General features: G+C 36.9%; 17 protein-coding genes and 1 pseudogene. All 18 read right to left on the bottom strand.

Translation table 11 applies throughout. The annotated features are described in order from the left end of the window. Nucleotides 1-71 precede the first annotated feature (71 nt). The 18 genes and pseudogenes from QM867_RS03255 to ppc all read right to left on the bottom strand — a co-directional run bounded on the left by QM867_RS03255 (nt 72) and on the right by ppc (nt 15,704). Nucleotides 72-401 carry a metal-sulfur cluster assembly factor gene (locus QM867_RS03255; protein WP_000331926.1) on the bottom strand — a complete coding sequence of 110 codons (330 nt, stop codon included), beginning with the start codon at nt 399-401 and terminating at the stop codon, nt 72-74. Between the two features lie 17 nt (nt 402-418). Then, the gene (gene rpoD, locus QM867_RS03250; protein WP_414315165.1) at nt 419-1,528 is read right to left on the bottom strand and encodes an RNA polymerase sigma factor RpoD; all 1,110 of its coding nucleotides are present in this window, start codon (nt 1,526-1,528) and stop codon (nt 419-421) included. Nucleotides 1,529-1,530: 2 nt separating this feature from the next. Then, nucleotides 1,531-3,291, bottom strand: coding sequence for a DNA primase (gene dnaG, locus QM867_RS03245; protein ID WP_414315164.1), 1,761 nt, complete (start codon nt 3,289-3,291; stop codon nt 1,531-1,533). 103 nt (nt 3,292-3,394) lie between these two features. Next, the gene (locus QM867_RS03240; RefSeq protein WP_153224711.1) at nt 3,395-3,778 is read right to left on the bottom strand and encodes a hypothetical protein; all 384 of its coding nucleotides are present in this window, start codon (nt 3,776-3,778) and stop codon (nt 3,395-3,397) included. A 69-nt stretch (nt 3,779-3,847) separates the two neighbouring features. After that, nucleotides 3,848-4,273 carry a hypothetical protein gene (locus QM867_RS03235; RefSeq protein WP_414315163.1) on the bottom strand — a complete coding sequence of 142 codons (426 nt, stop codon included), beginning with the start codon at nt 4,271-4,273 and terminating at the stop codon, nt 3,848-3,850. Nucleotides 4,274-4,309: 36 nt separating this feature from the next. Continuing rightward, nucleotides 4,310-4,618 carry a hypothetical protein gene (locus tag QM867_RS03230; RefSeq protein ID WP_414315162.1) on the bottom strand — a complete coding sequence of 103 codons (309 nt, stop codon included), beginning with the start codon at nt 4,616-4,618 and terminating at the stop codon, nt 4,310-4,312. A 266-nt stretch (nt 4,619-4,884) separates the two neighbouring features. After that, nucleotides 4,885-5,217 (bottom strand): DUF2185 domain-containing protein, encoded by a 333-nt coding sequence (locus QM867_RS03225; protein WP_414315161.1) that lies wholly within the window; start codon nt 5,215-5,217, stop codon nt 4,885-4,887. Next, nucleotides 5,210-5,749: an ankyrin repeat domain-containing protein gene (locus QM867_RS03220; RefSeq protein ID WP_414315160.1), complete on the bottom strand. Its 540-nt coding sequence runs from the start codon at nt 5,747-5,749 to the stop codon at nt 5,210-5,212. The genes QM867_RS03225 and QM867_RS03220 overlap by 8 nt, the downstream gene beginning before the upstream one ends. 8 nt (nt 5,750-5,757) lie before the next feature. After that, nucleotides 5,758-5,817 (bottom strand): annotated as a pseudogene (locus QM867_RS03215) (GH-E family nuclease); the annotation flags it as partial. 252 nt (nt 5,818-6,069) lie between these two features. Next, the gene (locus QM867_RS03210) at nt 6,070-6,372 is read right to left on the bottom strand and encodes a hypothetical protein (protein ID WP_414315159.1); all 303 of its coding nucleotides are present in this window, start codon (nt 6,370-6,372) and stop codon (nt 6,070-6,072) included. A 31-nt stretch (nt 6,373-6,403) separates the two neighbouring features. Next, a complete protein-coding gene (locus QM867_RS03205) occupies nt 6,404-6,931 on the bottom strand; it encodes a hypothetical protein (RefSeq protein ID WP_414315158.1) in 528 nt (175 codons plus the stop codon). 13 nt (nt 6,932-6,944) lie between these two features. After that, the gene (locus QM867_RS03200) at nt 6,945-7,583 is read right to left on the bottom strand and encodes a TipC family immunity protein (protein ID WP_414315157.1); all 639 of its coding nucleotides are present in this window, start codon (nt 7,581-7,583) and stop codon (nt 6,945-6,947) included. Between the two features lie 370 nt (nt 7,584-7,953). After that, entirely contained in the window at nt 7,954-8,676 is a 723-nt protein-coding gene (locus QM867_RS03195) for a TipC family immunity protein (RefSeq protein WP_414315156.1), read from the bottom strand. A gap of 85 nt (nt 8,677-8,761) precedes the next feature. After that, a complete protein-coding gene (locus QM867_RS03190) occupies nt 8,762-9,484 on the bottom strand; it encodes a TipC family immunity protein (RefSeq protein WP_414315155.1) in 723 nt (240 codons plus the stop codon). Between the two features lie 266 nt (nt 9,485-9,750). Next, complete coding sequence (locus tag QM867_RS03185) at nt 9,751-10,509, bottom strand: ABC transporter ATP-binding protein (protein ID WP_414315154.1); 759 nt, start codon at nt 10,507-10,509, stop codon at nt 9,751-9,753. Further along, nucleotides 10,506-11,372, bottom strand: coding sequence for an ABC transporter permease (locus QM867_RS03180; RefSeq protein WP_000908764.1), 867 nt, complete (start codon nt 11,370-11,372; stop codon nt 10,506-10,508). The genes QM867_RS03185 and QM867_RS03180 overlap by 4 nt, the downstream gene beginning before the upstream one ends. A gap of 61 nt (nt 11,373-11,433) precedes the next feature. Then, nucleotides 11,434-12,435: a tryptophan ABC transporter substrate-binding protein gene (trpX, locus tag QM867_RS03175; protein WP_414315153.1), complete on the bottom strand. Its 1,002-nt coding sequence runs from the start codon at nt 12,433-12,435 to the stop codon at nt 11,434-11,436. Between the two features lie 443 nt (nt 12,436-12,878). Next, nucleotides 12,879-15,704 (bottom strand): phosphoenolpyruvate carboxylase, encoded by a 2,826-nt coding sequence (gene ppc / locus QM867_RS03170; RefSeq protein ID WP_414315152.1) that lies wholly within the window; start codon nt 15,702-15,704, stop codon nt 12,879-12,881. Between the last annotated feature and the right edge of the window lie 15 nt (nt 15,705-15,719).

Raw genomic sequence — 15,719 nt, 5'->3', positions numbered from 1 at the left:
AAATAAAAAGAGAGATAGCATAAAAGCTGGGAATTCCTGGCGTCTACACTATTTCTCTTTTCATAATATACTTACTTGATACCTAAAGCGATACGAGCGTAACGGCTCATTTTCTCAACTGTCCAAGCTGGATACCATACTAATTTGACTTCAACGTTAGTAACCTCTGGAACATCTGTCATAGCATCATAGATTTGGTCGGTTAAAAGATCTGCCAAGGGACAACCCATGGTTGTCAAGGTCATATCAATTTCAGTCTCACCTGTATCGCCATCAAAACGAATCTCGTAGATCAAGCCTAGATTGACAATATCAATCCCCAATTCTGGGTCAATCACTTCTTCTAGTGCTGTCAAAATACGTGTTTTGATATTTTCAATTTGCTCTTCTGTGTAAGCCATCTTCACTCTCCCTCAACTTAATCTTCAATAAAATCACGAAGTGGTTTGCTTCGACTTGGCTGGCGAAGTTTTCTCAAAGCTTTGGCCTCAATCTGACGGATACGTTCACGCGTTACGTTGAAGACTTTACCAACATCTTCCAAGGTACGCATTTTCCCATCATCAAGACCAAAACGAAGGCGAAGAACATTTTCTTCACGATCTGTAAGAGTATCCAAAACTTCATCCAATTGTTCACGCAAGACGATACGAGTTGTATAGTCAACTGGATTTTCAATCACTTCGTCCTCGATAAAATCACCAAGGTGGCTATCGTCCTCTTCACCGATAGGTGTTTCAAGAGAAACAGGTTCTTGGGCAATCTTGAGGATTTCACGGACCTTATCAGGTGTCATATCCATACGTTCGGCGATTTGTTCAGGAGTTGGATCTTGTCCCAACTCTTGAAGAAGATTACGTTGTTCACGAACAAGCTTGTTAATGGTTTCAACCATGTGTACAGGGATACGTATAGTACGAGCTTGGTCAGCAATTGCACGAGTAATGGCTTGACGAATCCACCAAGTCGCATAAGTTGAGAATTTGAATCCTTTAGAGTAGTCAAATTTATCAACGGCCTTCATCAAGCCCATGTTTCCTTCTTGGATCAAGTCAAGGAACTGCATTCCACGTCCAACATAACGTTTAGCGATAGATACTACCAAACGAAGGTTCGCTTCTGCAAGGCGTTGTTTAGCTTCGATATCACCCGCTTCAACAGCAAGAGCCAATTCTTTTTCCTCTTCATTTGTAAGCAGAGGAACAACCCCGATTTCTTTCAAATACATACGGACAGGGTCATTGACCTTAGCAGAGGTTGAACCAATCAAATCTTCATCAGTCAACTCTGGTTCTTCCTCAGTGCTCAAAACACGCGCACTTGGATTTCCTTCGTTGTCCGTAATTGAGATACCAGCATCTTGAATCCGTTGCAAAAGATTCTCAATTCCTTCCACATCTAAAGTGAAGGGAATTACGAGGACGTTATTGATTTCATCATCAGTTGCTGTACCAGTTTTTTTATGATTGCGAATAAATTCCGCTACTTGGACGTCAAAGGTTGTTACTTCTTTTTGTTTTGTTGCCATTCTTACTCCATTCTTCTTTTTTGGGCAATTAAGCGTTCTAGCTCTTCTAATGCAGTGTCTGTATCACCGACATGGCTAGCTTCCTGAACTTTCTTTTTAATTTGCAGATTTTCCTGATTCAAAAGAGCTCTTTTTCGAGACTCTTCCACTTCGGCTAACTCGTGAGGGGACATCTCAGGTGGCAAATCCAAGGCTAGAACTTGATACCACGCACTCTCCACTTCTCTGGTCTGATGAGCCAAATCCTCAGATGAGATACTTCCATTATCAATCAAGAGTCCATACAAGGTCTGAAACTCTGGAGTTTCAAAGATAAAATCCTCTCTTAAGCGATAGTCATTAAGCACCAAGGGATGTTCCATCATTCGGTAGAGGATATGGGCTTCCGCTCTCATCACTGCTGTCAACTGCTTGGAGACAGACATGGTGATAGGACTAGGACTATAGGTCTCCTTGACCTTCTCCTTTCTCTGTCTAACACGACTTTCATTGACAATATGTTCGACTTGCTGATAGTCAAAAGATGGCAAGTGATCCGTCAAAATGTGAATGTAGGAATTCTGAGCTGTGATAGAGGGTTCCTTGGCGATTAAGGGAGCTATTTTCTCTATAAATTCAATTTGAGCTTGTAGATTTTCACTATTTTCAGGTCTGAAATGATGAATGTAAAACTCAACAGGACTAATGCGTGTATTGGTTAATAGATAAGCCAAGTCTTGAGGAGAGTTTTTCTGCAAATATTCATCTGGATCCATAGCGTCAGGAATCTGGACGACTTGGACAGGTAAATCTTTAAGCTCATCCAATGCCTTAGCTGTGGCAGCTTGCCCAGCCTTATCTCCGTCATAGGTGACGATAACCTTTTTAGTAAAGCGTTTCAGATGCTCCACATGTTCACTCGTCAGCGCGGTACCCATAGAAGCAACTGCATTTTCAATACCAGCGCGGTAAGCCGCAATGACATCCATAAACCCTTCCATCAGGTAGATTTCAGGAGCCTTGCCCGATCCTTTTTTTACCCTCTCCAAATGATATAATTCGTAACTCTTGTTAAAAATTGCCGTCGCTCGACTATTTTTATACTTTCCAGTTTGAGAATCAGTCTCTTGCCAAATTCGACCAGAAAAGGCAATCACCTTTCCTTGATCATTTGATAGTGGGAACATAATGCGATTATGAAAGGTATCAAAGAATTGGTTACTCTCAGATAGGTAAAACAAACCTGAATCCAGCAAGTCATTTTCGCTATAATCATCTGCTAAACGTTGATAGAGATAAGAGCGTTCTGCTGGAGCCAAACCAATCATAAAATGCTTTAGAACATCATCTGTTAAACCACGTTTATATAGGTAGTTCCTGGCCTCCTCACCCATCTTAGTCGTCATGAGGATGGCATGATAAAACCGAGCAGCCTTGTCATGCATATCGTAGAGATTTTGATGGGGCGACCTAGGCTGTACAGAACCTTGAACAGGCGCTGCCATCTGAATCCCAAGTCTCTCAGCTAATATCCTCACCGCATCCGCAAAGGTTACTTGCTGATACTCCTCGATAAACTTAAAAACATCCCCAGAACGACCACATCCAAAACAGTGGTAAAACTGCTTATCCTCGACCACGTTAAAGGAAGGGGTCTTTTCACCATGAAAAGGACAGAGCCCTAAAAAGTTCCGTCCAGATTTTTGTAAAGAAATCACTTCTCCTATGATTTCGACAATATTGGTATTGTTTTTGATCTCTTCGATGAGTCTCTTGTCAACCATAGACAATACCTCCATTTTATCACAGTTTACTCTAACTAGTATAGCTTATTTCTGAAAAAAAGTAAACCATTTCATACACTTTACATGAGACTATTTCATAAAACTAGCTAGTCACTTTCTCCACTTTTACATCATTTTCAGATACAATATCCACTAAAAAATGCGTCGACATTAATTTGTAGTGATGGAGCTTTTTATTAACTATATTTGCAGAAGCGACTAAGTCACCAAATTCTGCATTCTCGACTTCATAGATATAGTTGGTCAGATAACGTGGTCTGTTCTTTGCTAATCCTTGCTCCCAGTAACTATCTATTAATTCTAAACTTTCCTGGACTGAACGGAAAGCCCAAACTTTTGTAAAGGTAAATTTAAATTTTTCCGAATCTTCCAAGTAGGCAATTAGAGTATCCCCGTCTATATTTATCTCGATACCATAGTCGCCAAAAGGGATGAAGCCCGGTTTAATTTCCGTCCATTTTTCCATATCAATTCTCCAAGTTCTATTTTCTGATAATTGTACTACAGCGGTGTACATGTTTATTTAGCAAATTTTCTAGTATTGACTGATACTTAAATTAGAATTTGCGGACACAAGAATCTCCACTACACTATCTTGAGTTATGATGATATAATGTTGTGAATACAGTGTTCCTGCACTACCATAGGCTGTATATCCGAGTTTATTCACTAATTGACTATTTTTGACTTCATAAATGATATTTTGGAAATTATTTTTTTCATATTTTTTAAACATCTCTTTATCCAGAATTGCAGATAAATACAATTTCCTGCTAAAAAATCGTGCTTCATCATAACAAAAACATGATAATTTAAAACAGTTCTGCTCTCCAATCAGCCTAATTTCCTGCCCATCTCCTAAATCAGTCAACAAAACCTTTATCTTATAGTTATCTCTGGGAATCAAACCTTTAAAGACTTCTACCCATTCTTCATTTTTAGTTTCTAACTCTGATGTCATATATACCTCCATTATTCCATTTTACGTTTTAAACCTCTAATTTTCATCTATTTCATTTGATACTTCAATCAGTAAATCTTGAAGTTCCTCTAAATCAAGATACAGATTTCTAACTCCTACAAGTAACTGAGAAAAGGCTTGTCTATCTAATTGACGATTCTCACTTAATGACTTAACAATCCAAGAATTTCCTTTCTCTATCCATTTTAAATGAAGGGGTAAATAATCATTTAAAATATCATCTATATTTTCTAAACTAGTAGAAGATATCTTGTTAGAGGTTTGACTGTCATTTATTAAAGATAAACTTTTACCAATTTTTTTCAACTCTGTTTCTATCGTCACTTTAATCTCCTCCCTTGTGAGCCAATATCTAAGACTCCAAATTATCCGCCATAGTCTAGATGAAGGCCTTATTCCCCAGCAAACTCCCTAGTAAAAGCAAATGAGGAAAGTCCATTCTTGAAAATCTTCTTGTGTGTATGCCATGTTTTTATCGCCTGCTTTTTATAAAACAATGCCTTTATCTGAATTTCTAAAATTTTTTAAAGTTACTTGGCTTAATGATTCATTTGGTTTTTTTAAAATATACCATAGTCATTCAGAAAAGATTATTGCAAAATCTCTGTAATGGTAACTTCTCTTTCTGACTTTAAATCATAAAATCCTATATGTACATTGTCCTTGTATAGCCAAAACAAATCTGTTCCATATTTTGCAGGAAAAATTTCTAGTAGAACCGGAGCAATGTGCAGTATACTTGTCACACCTAGAATTGTAAAATTATCAGGATTAGAAATATATTCTTCATCATCAATAGAAGATAATATTGTCCATCCATTTAACTGAGAAATTGAAGATTTCTCTCTATAAGTGTACTGAATATGATAGCCATTTATTACATTATTTGAAACCATAAATCCACCAAAATCACTATTATTCATCAGCAAGTAACCCTCCATTTTCAGATAATAAATCTTGTCTCCAACTGAATTCTCTCGCATAATCTATAGCTGACTTCCCTTGAAAATCTTTACGGTGAATATCAGAACCACTAGCAATCAACATCTCATATAAAGGCAAGGCTTCCTTGGTTGTTAATTTCAAGACTGTAATCGCAGCAATCAATGGAATTGCCCCATATTTATCAACTTGGTTAACATTTATCCCTGCTTTCAACAACATTGACATGACCTTAGTTGCATACTCAACATCTACTCTCCAATTCGCTTTAAACTGAAACAAATTATGTAAGGCATTTCTATTATCTGAGTCTAAACAATTAACATCAATTTTTTCATCAATAAGAAACTGAATAATCTTAAGTTTTTCATCTAGCAAAGTATTGCTAGTTAAAACCATGTTCAACAAATTCAATTTCTCATGTGTGATTTGATTCACATCGCCCTTGTAGAGCGAATGAAACTCTTCAAACGTTCCTTCTTGAGCTGCATCAAATATATCTTGTAATACCATTCCTTCTCCTATTCATATTTATGACTTCTATTTGATTTTGGTACTTCAATTTGAAAGTTAGCAGGATTTGACCGGTTTGATTCTAATCAATCTACTATTTGGATCTATTGCTTGCTAAACTATCAACTTGCCAAATCTTAATCATATGTCACTTTTACTTTAAATTCAACTGTCTGATCAGATATATTCTTTATTTTGATTTCGAATCCTTTCTTTGAAGCAAACGAAAAAAGTGCATTTTGAGGTGGATCCATAATAATACCTTCGCGATCGACACCAATGCCATTATGAGGATTCTCTAATATCGTTACATCCCAGCTTTATGTTTTTTCATTGTAATGATAGGTTTCAATCCGAGAATCCTTAATATTATATCCAATTCCTTTTTCAGGATCAAACCAATCATCGCCTCGAGAAAGCTTTATCTTCCCATCTGTAGTAACTGGAATGACCTCTACATGGATTATGGAGTCCAAACTCTCGGAGTGTCCGTTCACTCGCACCTTTGTCTCTTCACTTGGACCTAAAGTAATGATTCCCCAGTTTATATTACAGATCACAAGAGTTAGGATGGATACAGTAAACAGTAAGATGGTTAAAATAACAAAATCTGATTTTTTCAATTTATACCTCATTTAGATATTTCAAAGAAACTCAACTTGATACGATCTCAAAACAAAAATACCCATATGGGAGGGATTCCACATCTAGTATGGTCATATCGTAAAGCCATTCCATCATTTGAGGAATACCTCGAATCATCAGATAATCCATATATCTATTAATGCTATCTTGAAAACCAGCAATATCTTTCTTTTCTACTAAAAAATTCGTATGTTCTACATCTTCCATTGATATATAATTCTCAAGGATTTTATAATCAGAATCCGGATGTAGCCAATACATTTGTTTTCTTAAAAAGTTTTTTTTATCTTCTACAGTTACAGTGTCTGCACACTCGAGATAGAAAACTCCAATATCTAATTCTTCCTGAAAATCCAATTTTTCGTTGATGTAGAAAGGTGTAATATGAATACTTCCTGTAGTTTCTTCTGTTTGGATAATTTCTCTCAAAATACCAAATAAATCTGTTAATGTCGGATAAATTCGACACTTTGAATCTTGGCAACTTGTATTTACATAAATAATGTTGTTTATCACACCTTCTTTTCGTTCTTTCATATGATTCACCTCATCAGTAAGCAGTTTTATAATCCCATTTGTATTCGGTAATGACTTTTACATTCCCCCAATTATTCTTTGAAAATTGACTAGGATAGACGGAAAGCCAGTCTGGAATAATCTTATTTCGTAACAATTCTTCACTTTTAGTAAAGTATGGTGAAAGATTAATTTTTTTCTCCTTTACATACTCCATAATTTGATTGAGGTCTGTCAACCTTTTTTCATCAATAATGTTTAGAGACTGAACCAATTTATCAGATTCGTGATTATACTTATAATATATATCTATAATCACTCCACTACTATGCATGAATAGAAAGTCTATAGACATTCTCCCACTATCTAGTTTACCATCTGGATAATAAAAACTGTACGAAATACTCTCAACTCCTGTAGGTAAGACTTCTGAACGATACTTTTCTGAAATTGAACCGTAAAGCAGCCCGCCTGTTTTATTTACTTCCATCTCAGGTATTCTATTTAAAGTAGAATTCGTACGTAAAAAAGAAGTTGTGGCATGATGGTACTCGTCATGATAAATTTCTTCAAAAACATTACTATATCGTGGCTTTAAAAAAATGAAAGCGAGCGGTAGTAGCATGATTACAAATGCTCCTATAGATAAGGTATAAAACATTTTTTTATTCACTTAGCAACCTCTTTCTTGTTAATCAATATAATCTTGCAAATCAGCTTTATATAAAAAGATTTGAAAAATTCTTATAACTCCTACTACTACATTTTTATCATCTTCTATCATAAAACTTAAAAGAACTCCTTAAACACAAAATCATATTCTCCCTTCAATCAAGTTACATTACTTATCCAATCTATAATTAGCTCCAATAATCTGAATTAGGAATATCCTTCGATATTTTTTCCGTAGAACATGGAAGATAACTATTTACCGTATTTAAACACAAAATTTCAATCATCGTCCTAAAATATATATAAACATCTTTTTCCAAGTCATACATTTTACACTTGATAGAAAGTACTTTTTGCATAAGTAGGACAATCTATTTGGAAAAATTCAATGGCACAATCTCTACATCCCCAAGATTGTCAACTGAGTAACGTTGACTACCATTTTTGAACCAACGTGCCAGAACAACATCATAAAGCATGAAGTGGGATTTTTCTTTAATCCAAGCTTCATCAATCCCATAAGGTTTTAAATACTCTAGTGCTTCGTTGGAGCTTGTTAAGTAAAAATTGGGTATCGAGTCCCCTGTTTTCGACTGACGTGATAATTCTTTATATGCCTCTAAATCTAGTTTTCCCCCATCCTTGTGTAGTATATTGTAACTAGCTAATGCATACGCTACCGACCATTTAGAATCTGAAATTTCGACTAATTGGTTGAGTTTCTTATCATTGTAGTCATATTTTATATAAAGATACCTCCCGTCAGATAATAGTTGCTGGTATTCAATAATAAAAGTTTCTTCAAAACCTACAATCACTTTTAAACTTTCATTTTCAGACAAGCCTGCATCAAGTCCTATGGAAATTATCCAGTCTGGATCTCTAAACGATTGACTCCCGTCAACAGCTTTACTAAAATCAGCGAGACCAGGTAAAATACCACTATGGGTTTCTGCATAGTTCATTTCTAAAAAGACATTACTTAAAGATTCATACACTCCCTTATAATAATTCTTTTGATAGACACGATCTAGACTAAACAAAGTTAGAAAACCTACTACAGTTATGAGTATGATTTTTAAAATTTTTTTCATTGACTTTTTCCTTACTTAAATCTTGGAGAAACTGATAAACAACATTATTCTTCTCTTTTAACAGCTCCATTGCTTGGGTATCATCCTATTCAGAAAAACTTAGTGGCACAATCTCTACATCCCCAAGATTGTCAACTGAGTAACGTTGACTGCCATTTTTGAACCAGCGTTCTAGAACGACATCATAGAGCATGAAGTGGGATTTTTCTTTAATCCAAGCTTCATCAATCCCATGAAGTTTTAAATACTCTAGTACTTCGTTGGGATCTGTTAGCTGAAAACTTGGTAAACCTTTAGTCGAGCTAAAACTATAGGAACTTTTTAAATGTAGCTCTAAATCAGATTCTTTCCCCCTCTTCACTTCTATATTATAACCAATTAACCCGTAGGCTAATGATTGGTCAGATTCCGAAATTTCAATAGTTTGTTTGAGCATCTTATCTCTATAATCATAATCAATAAAAAGGTATCTACCATCAGGTAACGCCCGCCTATACTCAATTAGAAATGTTTTTTCAATACCTACATACACTAATATAGTTTCACTCTCAGATAAGCCTGCTTCAGGACTCAGACCAACTATAATATCCTTATCGCGATATGATGCACCTCCGTCAACGGCTTTACTAAAATCAGCAAGTCCAGGTAAAATACCACTATGGGTTTCTGCATAGTTCATCTCTAGAAAGACATTACTTAAAGATTCATACACTCCTTTATAATAATACCTTTGATAGACACGATATAGACCAAACAAAGTTAGAAAAACTAATAAAATTATGAGTACGATTTTTAAAAATTTTTTCATTGACTTTTTCCTTACCTAGAACTTATATACTTTACAAAGTAAAAATACATTTTAAATACCTTATTTTAGAGACAAGATAAAATTTAGATACAAAACACTTTTTTATAAGTTTTTTATCTTTAGCAACATTTTCCTTATAATCATTATACTATAAAATCTTAGACGGTGGAATCCAGACCATTTTTAGATAATCTCCTTTTAATACAAAAAACTTAGAAGCAAAAGCCTACTTCTAAGTTTTTAAGGATACTTGATTTAAAAAATATCTACTCAAACAGTTGATAATAATCGGAAATCTTCATCTTGGCTTTTTCATCCTTGTTCAAATCTTGGATGATTCGCCCTTCCTTCATGACAATGAGGCGATTTCCATACTTGAGAGCATCTTCCATATGGTGGGTAATCATCAAAGCAGTCAGATGGTCCTTGCTGACGAAGTCATCAGTTAACTCCATCAAGGCAACACTTGTTTTAGGGTCAAGGGCGGCAGTGTGTTCATCTAACAAAAGTAGTTCTGGGCGCTTCAAGGTTGCCATCAATAGACTCAAGGCCTGTCTTTGTCCACCTGACAAAAATTCAATCGGTGTATCCAAATGCTTCTCTAGACCATTGCCAACCTTCTCAATGGTCGCTTGAAATTCTTCCTTATAGGATGACAATTTTCTTGGGAAAAGTCCACGTTTTTCCCCACGGAACTTAGCAATCAAAAGGTTTTCTGCAACGGTCATACGAGGGGCTGTTCCCATCTTAGGATCTTGGAAGACACGAGAAAGATACTTGGCACGCTTTTCAGGGCTAAAATGAGTTACATCCTCGCCCATGATGCGAATGCTACCACTGGTTAAAGGTAAAGTTCCCGCAATGCTATTAAAGAGGGTTGATTTCCCTGCACCATTTCCACCCAAAATTGTGATGAAGTCATGTTCATAAATATCAAGTGAAACATCGTTTAGGATAATCTTTTCTTCGTCAAAGCCATTTGTCACAATTTTTGTGGCATTTCTTAATTCTACAATTGCTGTCATTTGCTTAACTTGACTCCTTTCAAGTATTTATCCTTAAGAGTTGGAATGACTAGACAAGTTGCTAGGATAAGGGCACTGTATAGACGGAGGTAGCTAGTGTTAAAGCCGAGAGCAATGACTCCCCATACCAAGAATTGATAGCTGATGGAACCAACTACAATAGTAACCAAGCGTTCTGCTAAGGTAAGACTCTTAAAGAGAACCTCACCGATAATCAAGCTGGCAAGACCAACAACGATAACACCGATACCACGAGAGACATCCGCATAACCTTCTTGTTGAGCGATAAGTGCGCCAGCAAGTGCGATTACACCATTTGACAAGACCAAGCCCATAAGCTCCATACGTCCTGTATTGATACCAAAACTACGAGCCATGTCTGGATTATCCCCTGTAGCGATATAGGCCTGTCCAAGTTTGGTATCTAGGAAGAAAAGCATGAGAAGGATAACCAAAGTCACAAAGATTAAACCTGTCAGTAATTGATTAACCTCTGATGAAAATGGAAGAACATCCTGGATTTGTTTTGTTCCTAAGAGCCCAAGGTTAGCCCGTCCCATAATCATGAGCATGATAGAATGACAAGAAGTCATGACTAAAATTCCTGATAAAAGAGTTGGAATTTTCCCTTTGGTATACAATAGTCCAGCTGCTAAACCAGCAAGACAACCTGCTCCTATGGCTGCTAAAGTAGCAAGAAAAGGATTAACCCCTTGGGTAATGAGAGTCACTGCTACCGCTCCTCCCAATGGGAAAGAGCCCTCCGTTGTCATATCTGGGAAGTTCAAGATTCGAAAGGTCATAAAGATTCCTAAACCTAGGATAGCCCAGACCAATCCCTGTGAAATAATTGATATTAGCATGTTTGATTCGTTTCCTTTATTCTAAAAATTGGAGGAGATGTCTCCAACTCCTCCTTCATTCTTATTCGATTACTTGACCAGCTTCTTTGAGAACTGATTCAGGAATAGTGATTCCAAGTTCTTGAGCAACTTTTTTGTTGATCACTGATTTACCAGTTGAGAAGACATTAACTGGTGTATCTGCAGGTTTTTCACCCTTCAAGACTTTAGCAATCATTTTACCAGTAGCAACACCAAGATCGTGTTGGTCAACAACGACTGATGCCAAACCTCCAGCTTCTACCATGGCAGTCGCACTTGGGTAGATTGGTTTTTTAGCTGTTTGGTTACTTGATACTACAGTTGAGAATGCAGATGCGATTGTGTTATCGATTGGAACCCAGATTGCATCAACTTTACCAGTCATAACGTTAACTGTTGAAGCAATTTCGTTCGTTGATGGAACTGCAAATGTTTCTACTTTCAAACCTGCTTTTTCAGCGTAAGCTTTGAACTCTTCGACTTGTGATTTAGAGTTATCTTCACTACTTGAGTAAAGAGCTCCAACCGTCTTGACGTCAGGAGTCAATGTTTTAATCAATTCAACCTGTTGTTCAGCAGGGTTGTGGTCAGACACCCCAGTGATGTTCCCACCTGGTTTTTCCAAGTTTTGTACAAGGTTAGCACCAATTGGATCTGTGATAGCAGCCATGATAACAGGAAGGTCTTTTGTTGCACTTGCAAGACCTTGAGCTGCTGGTGTTGCAATACCGACAACGACATCATTTCCATTTGCCACCAATTGCTTACTCATTGTAGCAACCTTACTTTGGTCACCTTCTGAGTTCATAAAGTCGATTTTAACTTGGTCACCTTTATAGCCTTCTTCAGCAAGTCCATCTTGGATACCTTGGTAGATCAAGTCAAGCGATGGGTGGCTTACAAACTGAAGAACACCAACCTTAGCTGTTTTATTAGCTGTCTCAGTTTTAGTTTCTTGTTTCGTTAAGCTAGAATATACCAAGCTTCCTCCAACTACAAGTGCTAATGCTGCGATAATACCAAGTAAACGTTTGTTTTTCATAATTTTCTCCTTATTTCTTTTAAACTTAGTAATGTTCATTTCACTTTCAATATAACTTTACTAAGCGTCGCCATCGTTTGATTTCCATAATTTTTTCCTCCCCATAGAAAAAGTCCTCACACAAAAAACTTGTGTGAGGACGTCGATGCGCGGTGCCACCTCAATTATAGGAACTAGTCCTATCGCTCTTACTCGCTAAAACGAGTTGCACTGTAAGGTGTGCTCACCGAATTCTTATGATTTCAAATTCTTAATAACATTCAGCCCAATTTTCATCACTTCCACCTATCTGTTTCCACCAACCACAGACTCTCTAAAAAATTTCAATGATTACTTTCTGAATGCTTAAATTATATCATTTTACTAAAACTTGTCAAGGGTTTTCATAAAATATTTTAAAAAATTACGAAAATTCCTACGATTTTTGGAAAATGGAGCTTGTATCAACCTGAATTACGTAATCCTGTAGCAATTCCGTTGATAGTTGTATGGATCAATCGTTCTTCATCTGAAGATAGCTCACCACGACGTTGACGCTTAATCAATTCCAACTGAATATAGTTAAGGATATTGAAATAAGGCATGCGGTAGTTGAGACTGTCTTTCAAATAAGTATTTTCTGCCAACAGCTCCTCATGGCCTTCAATAGCCAAGATAACGTCCTTAGTCAACTGCCATTCATCCAAGATAGTATAGTAGATTGCTTGTACTTCTTCACTTTCACACAGTTTAGCGTACTCAAAGGCGATGTTCATATTTGATTTGGACAAGACCATATCAACATTAGATAGGAGTGACTGGAAGAATGGCCAATTTTGATACATATCACGAAGGAATTCAATATTTTTTGGATCTTGGTCAATAAATTCCTTGAAGCTTGAACCAACTCCATACCAACCTGGGAACATAACACGACTTTGTGACCATGAGAATACCCAAGGAATAGCACGTAGACCACCGATTTCAGTGATCGTTTTACGAGCTGCTGGACGAGAACCAATATTGAAACTTGAAATAGCCTTGATTGGACTAGATTCAAAGAAATAATCATAGAAATGATCATTTCCGAATACGAGTTCACGGTAGATATCGTAACTACGTTCTACTACTTGGTCCATGATGGCTTCATAGCGATTTGACGTATTGGTATCACTCTTCTTCTTGGTGATCATACGGTTGATAGCTGCTGAAACCAACATTTCAAGGTTATAGTAGGCTGCATCCTTGTTTCCGTATTTGTTTCCAATAACTTCCCCTTGTTCTGTCAAACGGATACGATCCTTGATGGACTTGAGTGGTTGAGAAGCAATGGCATCATAAGTAGGGCCACCACCACGGCCAACGGTACCGCCACGACCATGGAAAAAGGTTACTTTGACTCCAAATTCATCACCAATAGCAGTCAATTGTTGTTGGGCCTTATAGAGTGTCCAACAAGATGATAGATAACCGCCATCCTTATTACTATCAGAGTAGCCAAGCATGATTTCTTGGTAATTGTTTTTAGAAGCAATCCATTTCTTAGCAAGTGGTAGAGAGAAATACTTTCTCATTGTTTCTTCAGAATGGTCCAAGTCCTCAATTGTTTCAAAGAGTGGAACAATCTGAACACGCGCTTTTTCAGCATCTACCAGACCAACTTCTTTAAGCATGATAGCCAACTCAAGCATATCTGACACGCTGGTTGCATGAGAGATAATCGTTTGACGAATGACATCTTCTCCTAAACGGTCTTTTAATTCACGTGCCGTTTTGAAAATAGCTAATTCCTTTTCAAGAAGTTCAGACTTCTCAGCATGAGTCGCTGACAAAATTCGAGGATCTTCTAATAATTCATGCAATAGCAAGTCACATTTTTCATCTTCTGATAAATCACTATAATGGTCATTGATTCCAGCAGATGCCAACAATTCTGCTACACAGGCTTCATGGACGCTTGAATCTTGACGCATGTCGATGGAAGCCAGGAAGAAACCAAAGACTTCTACAGCTTCTAAAAGTTCTGCAAATTCACCTGTGAGTAAAGACTCTGCCTTGTTTTCAAGTAATGAATCCTTAATGGTATATAGATCTTTTTTGAACTCTTCAACTGTTTCGTAAAATGGTGGACGATCTTCAGCCAGCTCTTGAATAGCTCCTGAAAGACGATTACCAATGTAATCTGTAATCACTCCTTGTTGATGCCCTTGAGTACCAAGAAGACGTTCAACAGGATGACGTTCATCAGCTGACGAGCCAACCACAGACCATTCTTTTAAATTCAAGAGAGTTTGAATCAATTTGGATTGAATCAAATGAAAGGCGCGACGATAGGGTTCTTTCTCACGAAAGACTGATGTATCACCAGACTGAGCAGCCATTTCTTCAACAGCTTTACTAGTTTTTGATAAATTCGTTGAAAGAGAGAAGGTACGATACAGACTAGAAATCTTACTGATATAATAGTTCAAAACCACTTCACTTTGAATGGTAGCAGAACGCAGAAGTGTCTCAGCAGTTACAAATGGATTTCCATCACGGTCTCCGCCGATCCACATTCCCATAGTAATTGGTTTGGCTTGTTTAAGATCAATTCCTTGCTCTTTTGCTAGACGTTTGTACTCTAGCATCAAGTTAGGGACAGCCTGTAGGAAGGAACTATTGTAGTACTCCATCACATTGGTGATTTCGTTGGTTACTTTTAGTTTCTTCTCACGAATCATATCTGTCTGCATGATAATCTCAATATAGCGACGAAGATCATTATGCCATTTTTCCTTGTTAATGAGTCCCATTCTAACGTCACGATATTTACGTAAAAGGGTATGGATATGAGTGGTCAAATCCAACATACTCTTACGTTGAACCTGAGTTGGATGGGCTGTCAAAACTGGTACCACATTCAAGTGTTCAAGAATCTCGGCAGCATTTTCTTTTTCAGCCACCATTTTAATAGTTGTTGACAATTTACCCAAATAGTCTTGATCAACATTATTTAGGTGGTTAATCTCATAAGCCAAGTCAACATCTTCAGAGATGTTAATTAAAAGAGGCAAAATAGAGAAGTATCTAGAAATGTAGACCATCTCATCATTTGAAAGCCCTGTTACTACTTTATCTAGCCCTTGATAGTCAAGTTTTGAAGAAAGTTCTTTCAAGTGCATAATCTTATTAAAGGTTTCAGCAGGAAGCATATTTTTTGTGATATCTTCCAGCATATCTGTCAAGATTTGCACTTCTTCTTGTACAACAGCTTTGTTACTAAAATTTTCTAACTTTTGAAGAGACATTTTTTTCTCCTTGTC

The organism is Streptococcus infantis (assembly GCF_047463635.1).
Lineage (GTDB): Bacteria > Bacillota > Bacilli > Lactobacillales > Streptococcaceae > Streptococcus > Streptococcus infantis_W.
Note: the sequence above shows the minus strand (reverse complement) of the source record. Positions and strands in the feature narration are given on the sequence as shown.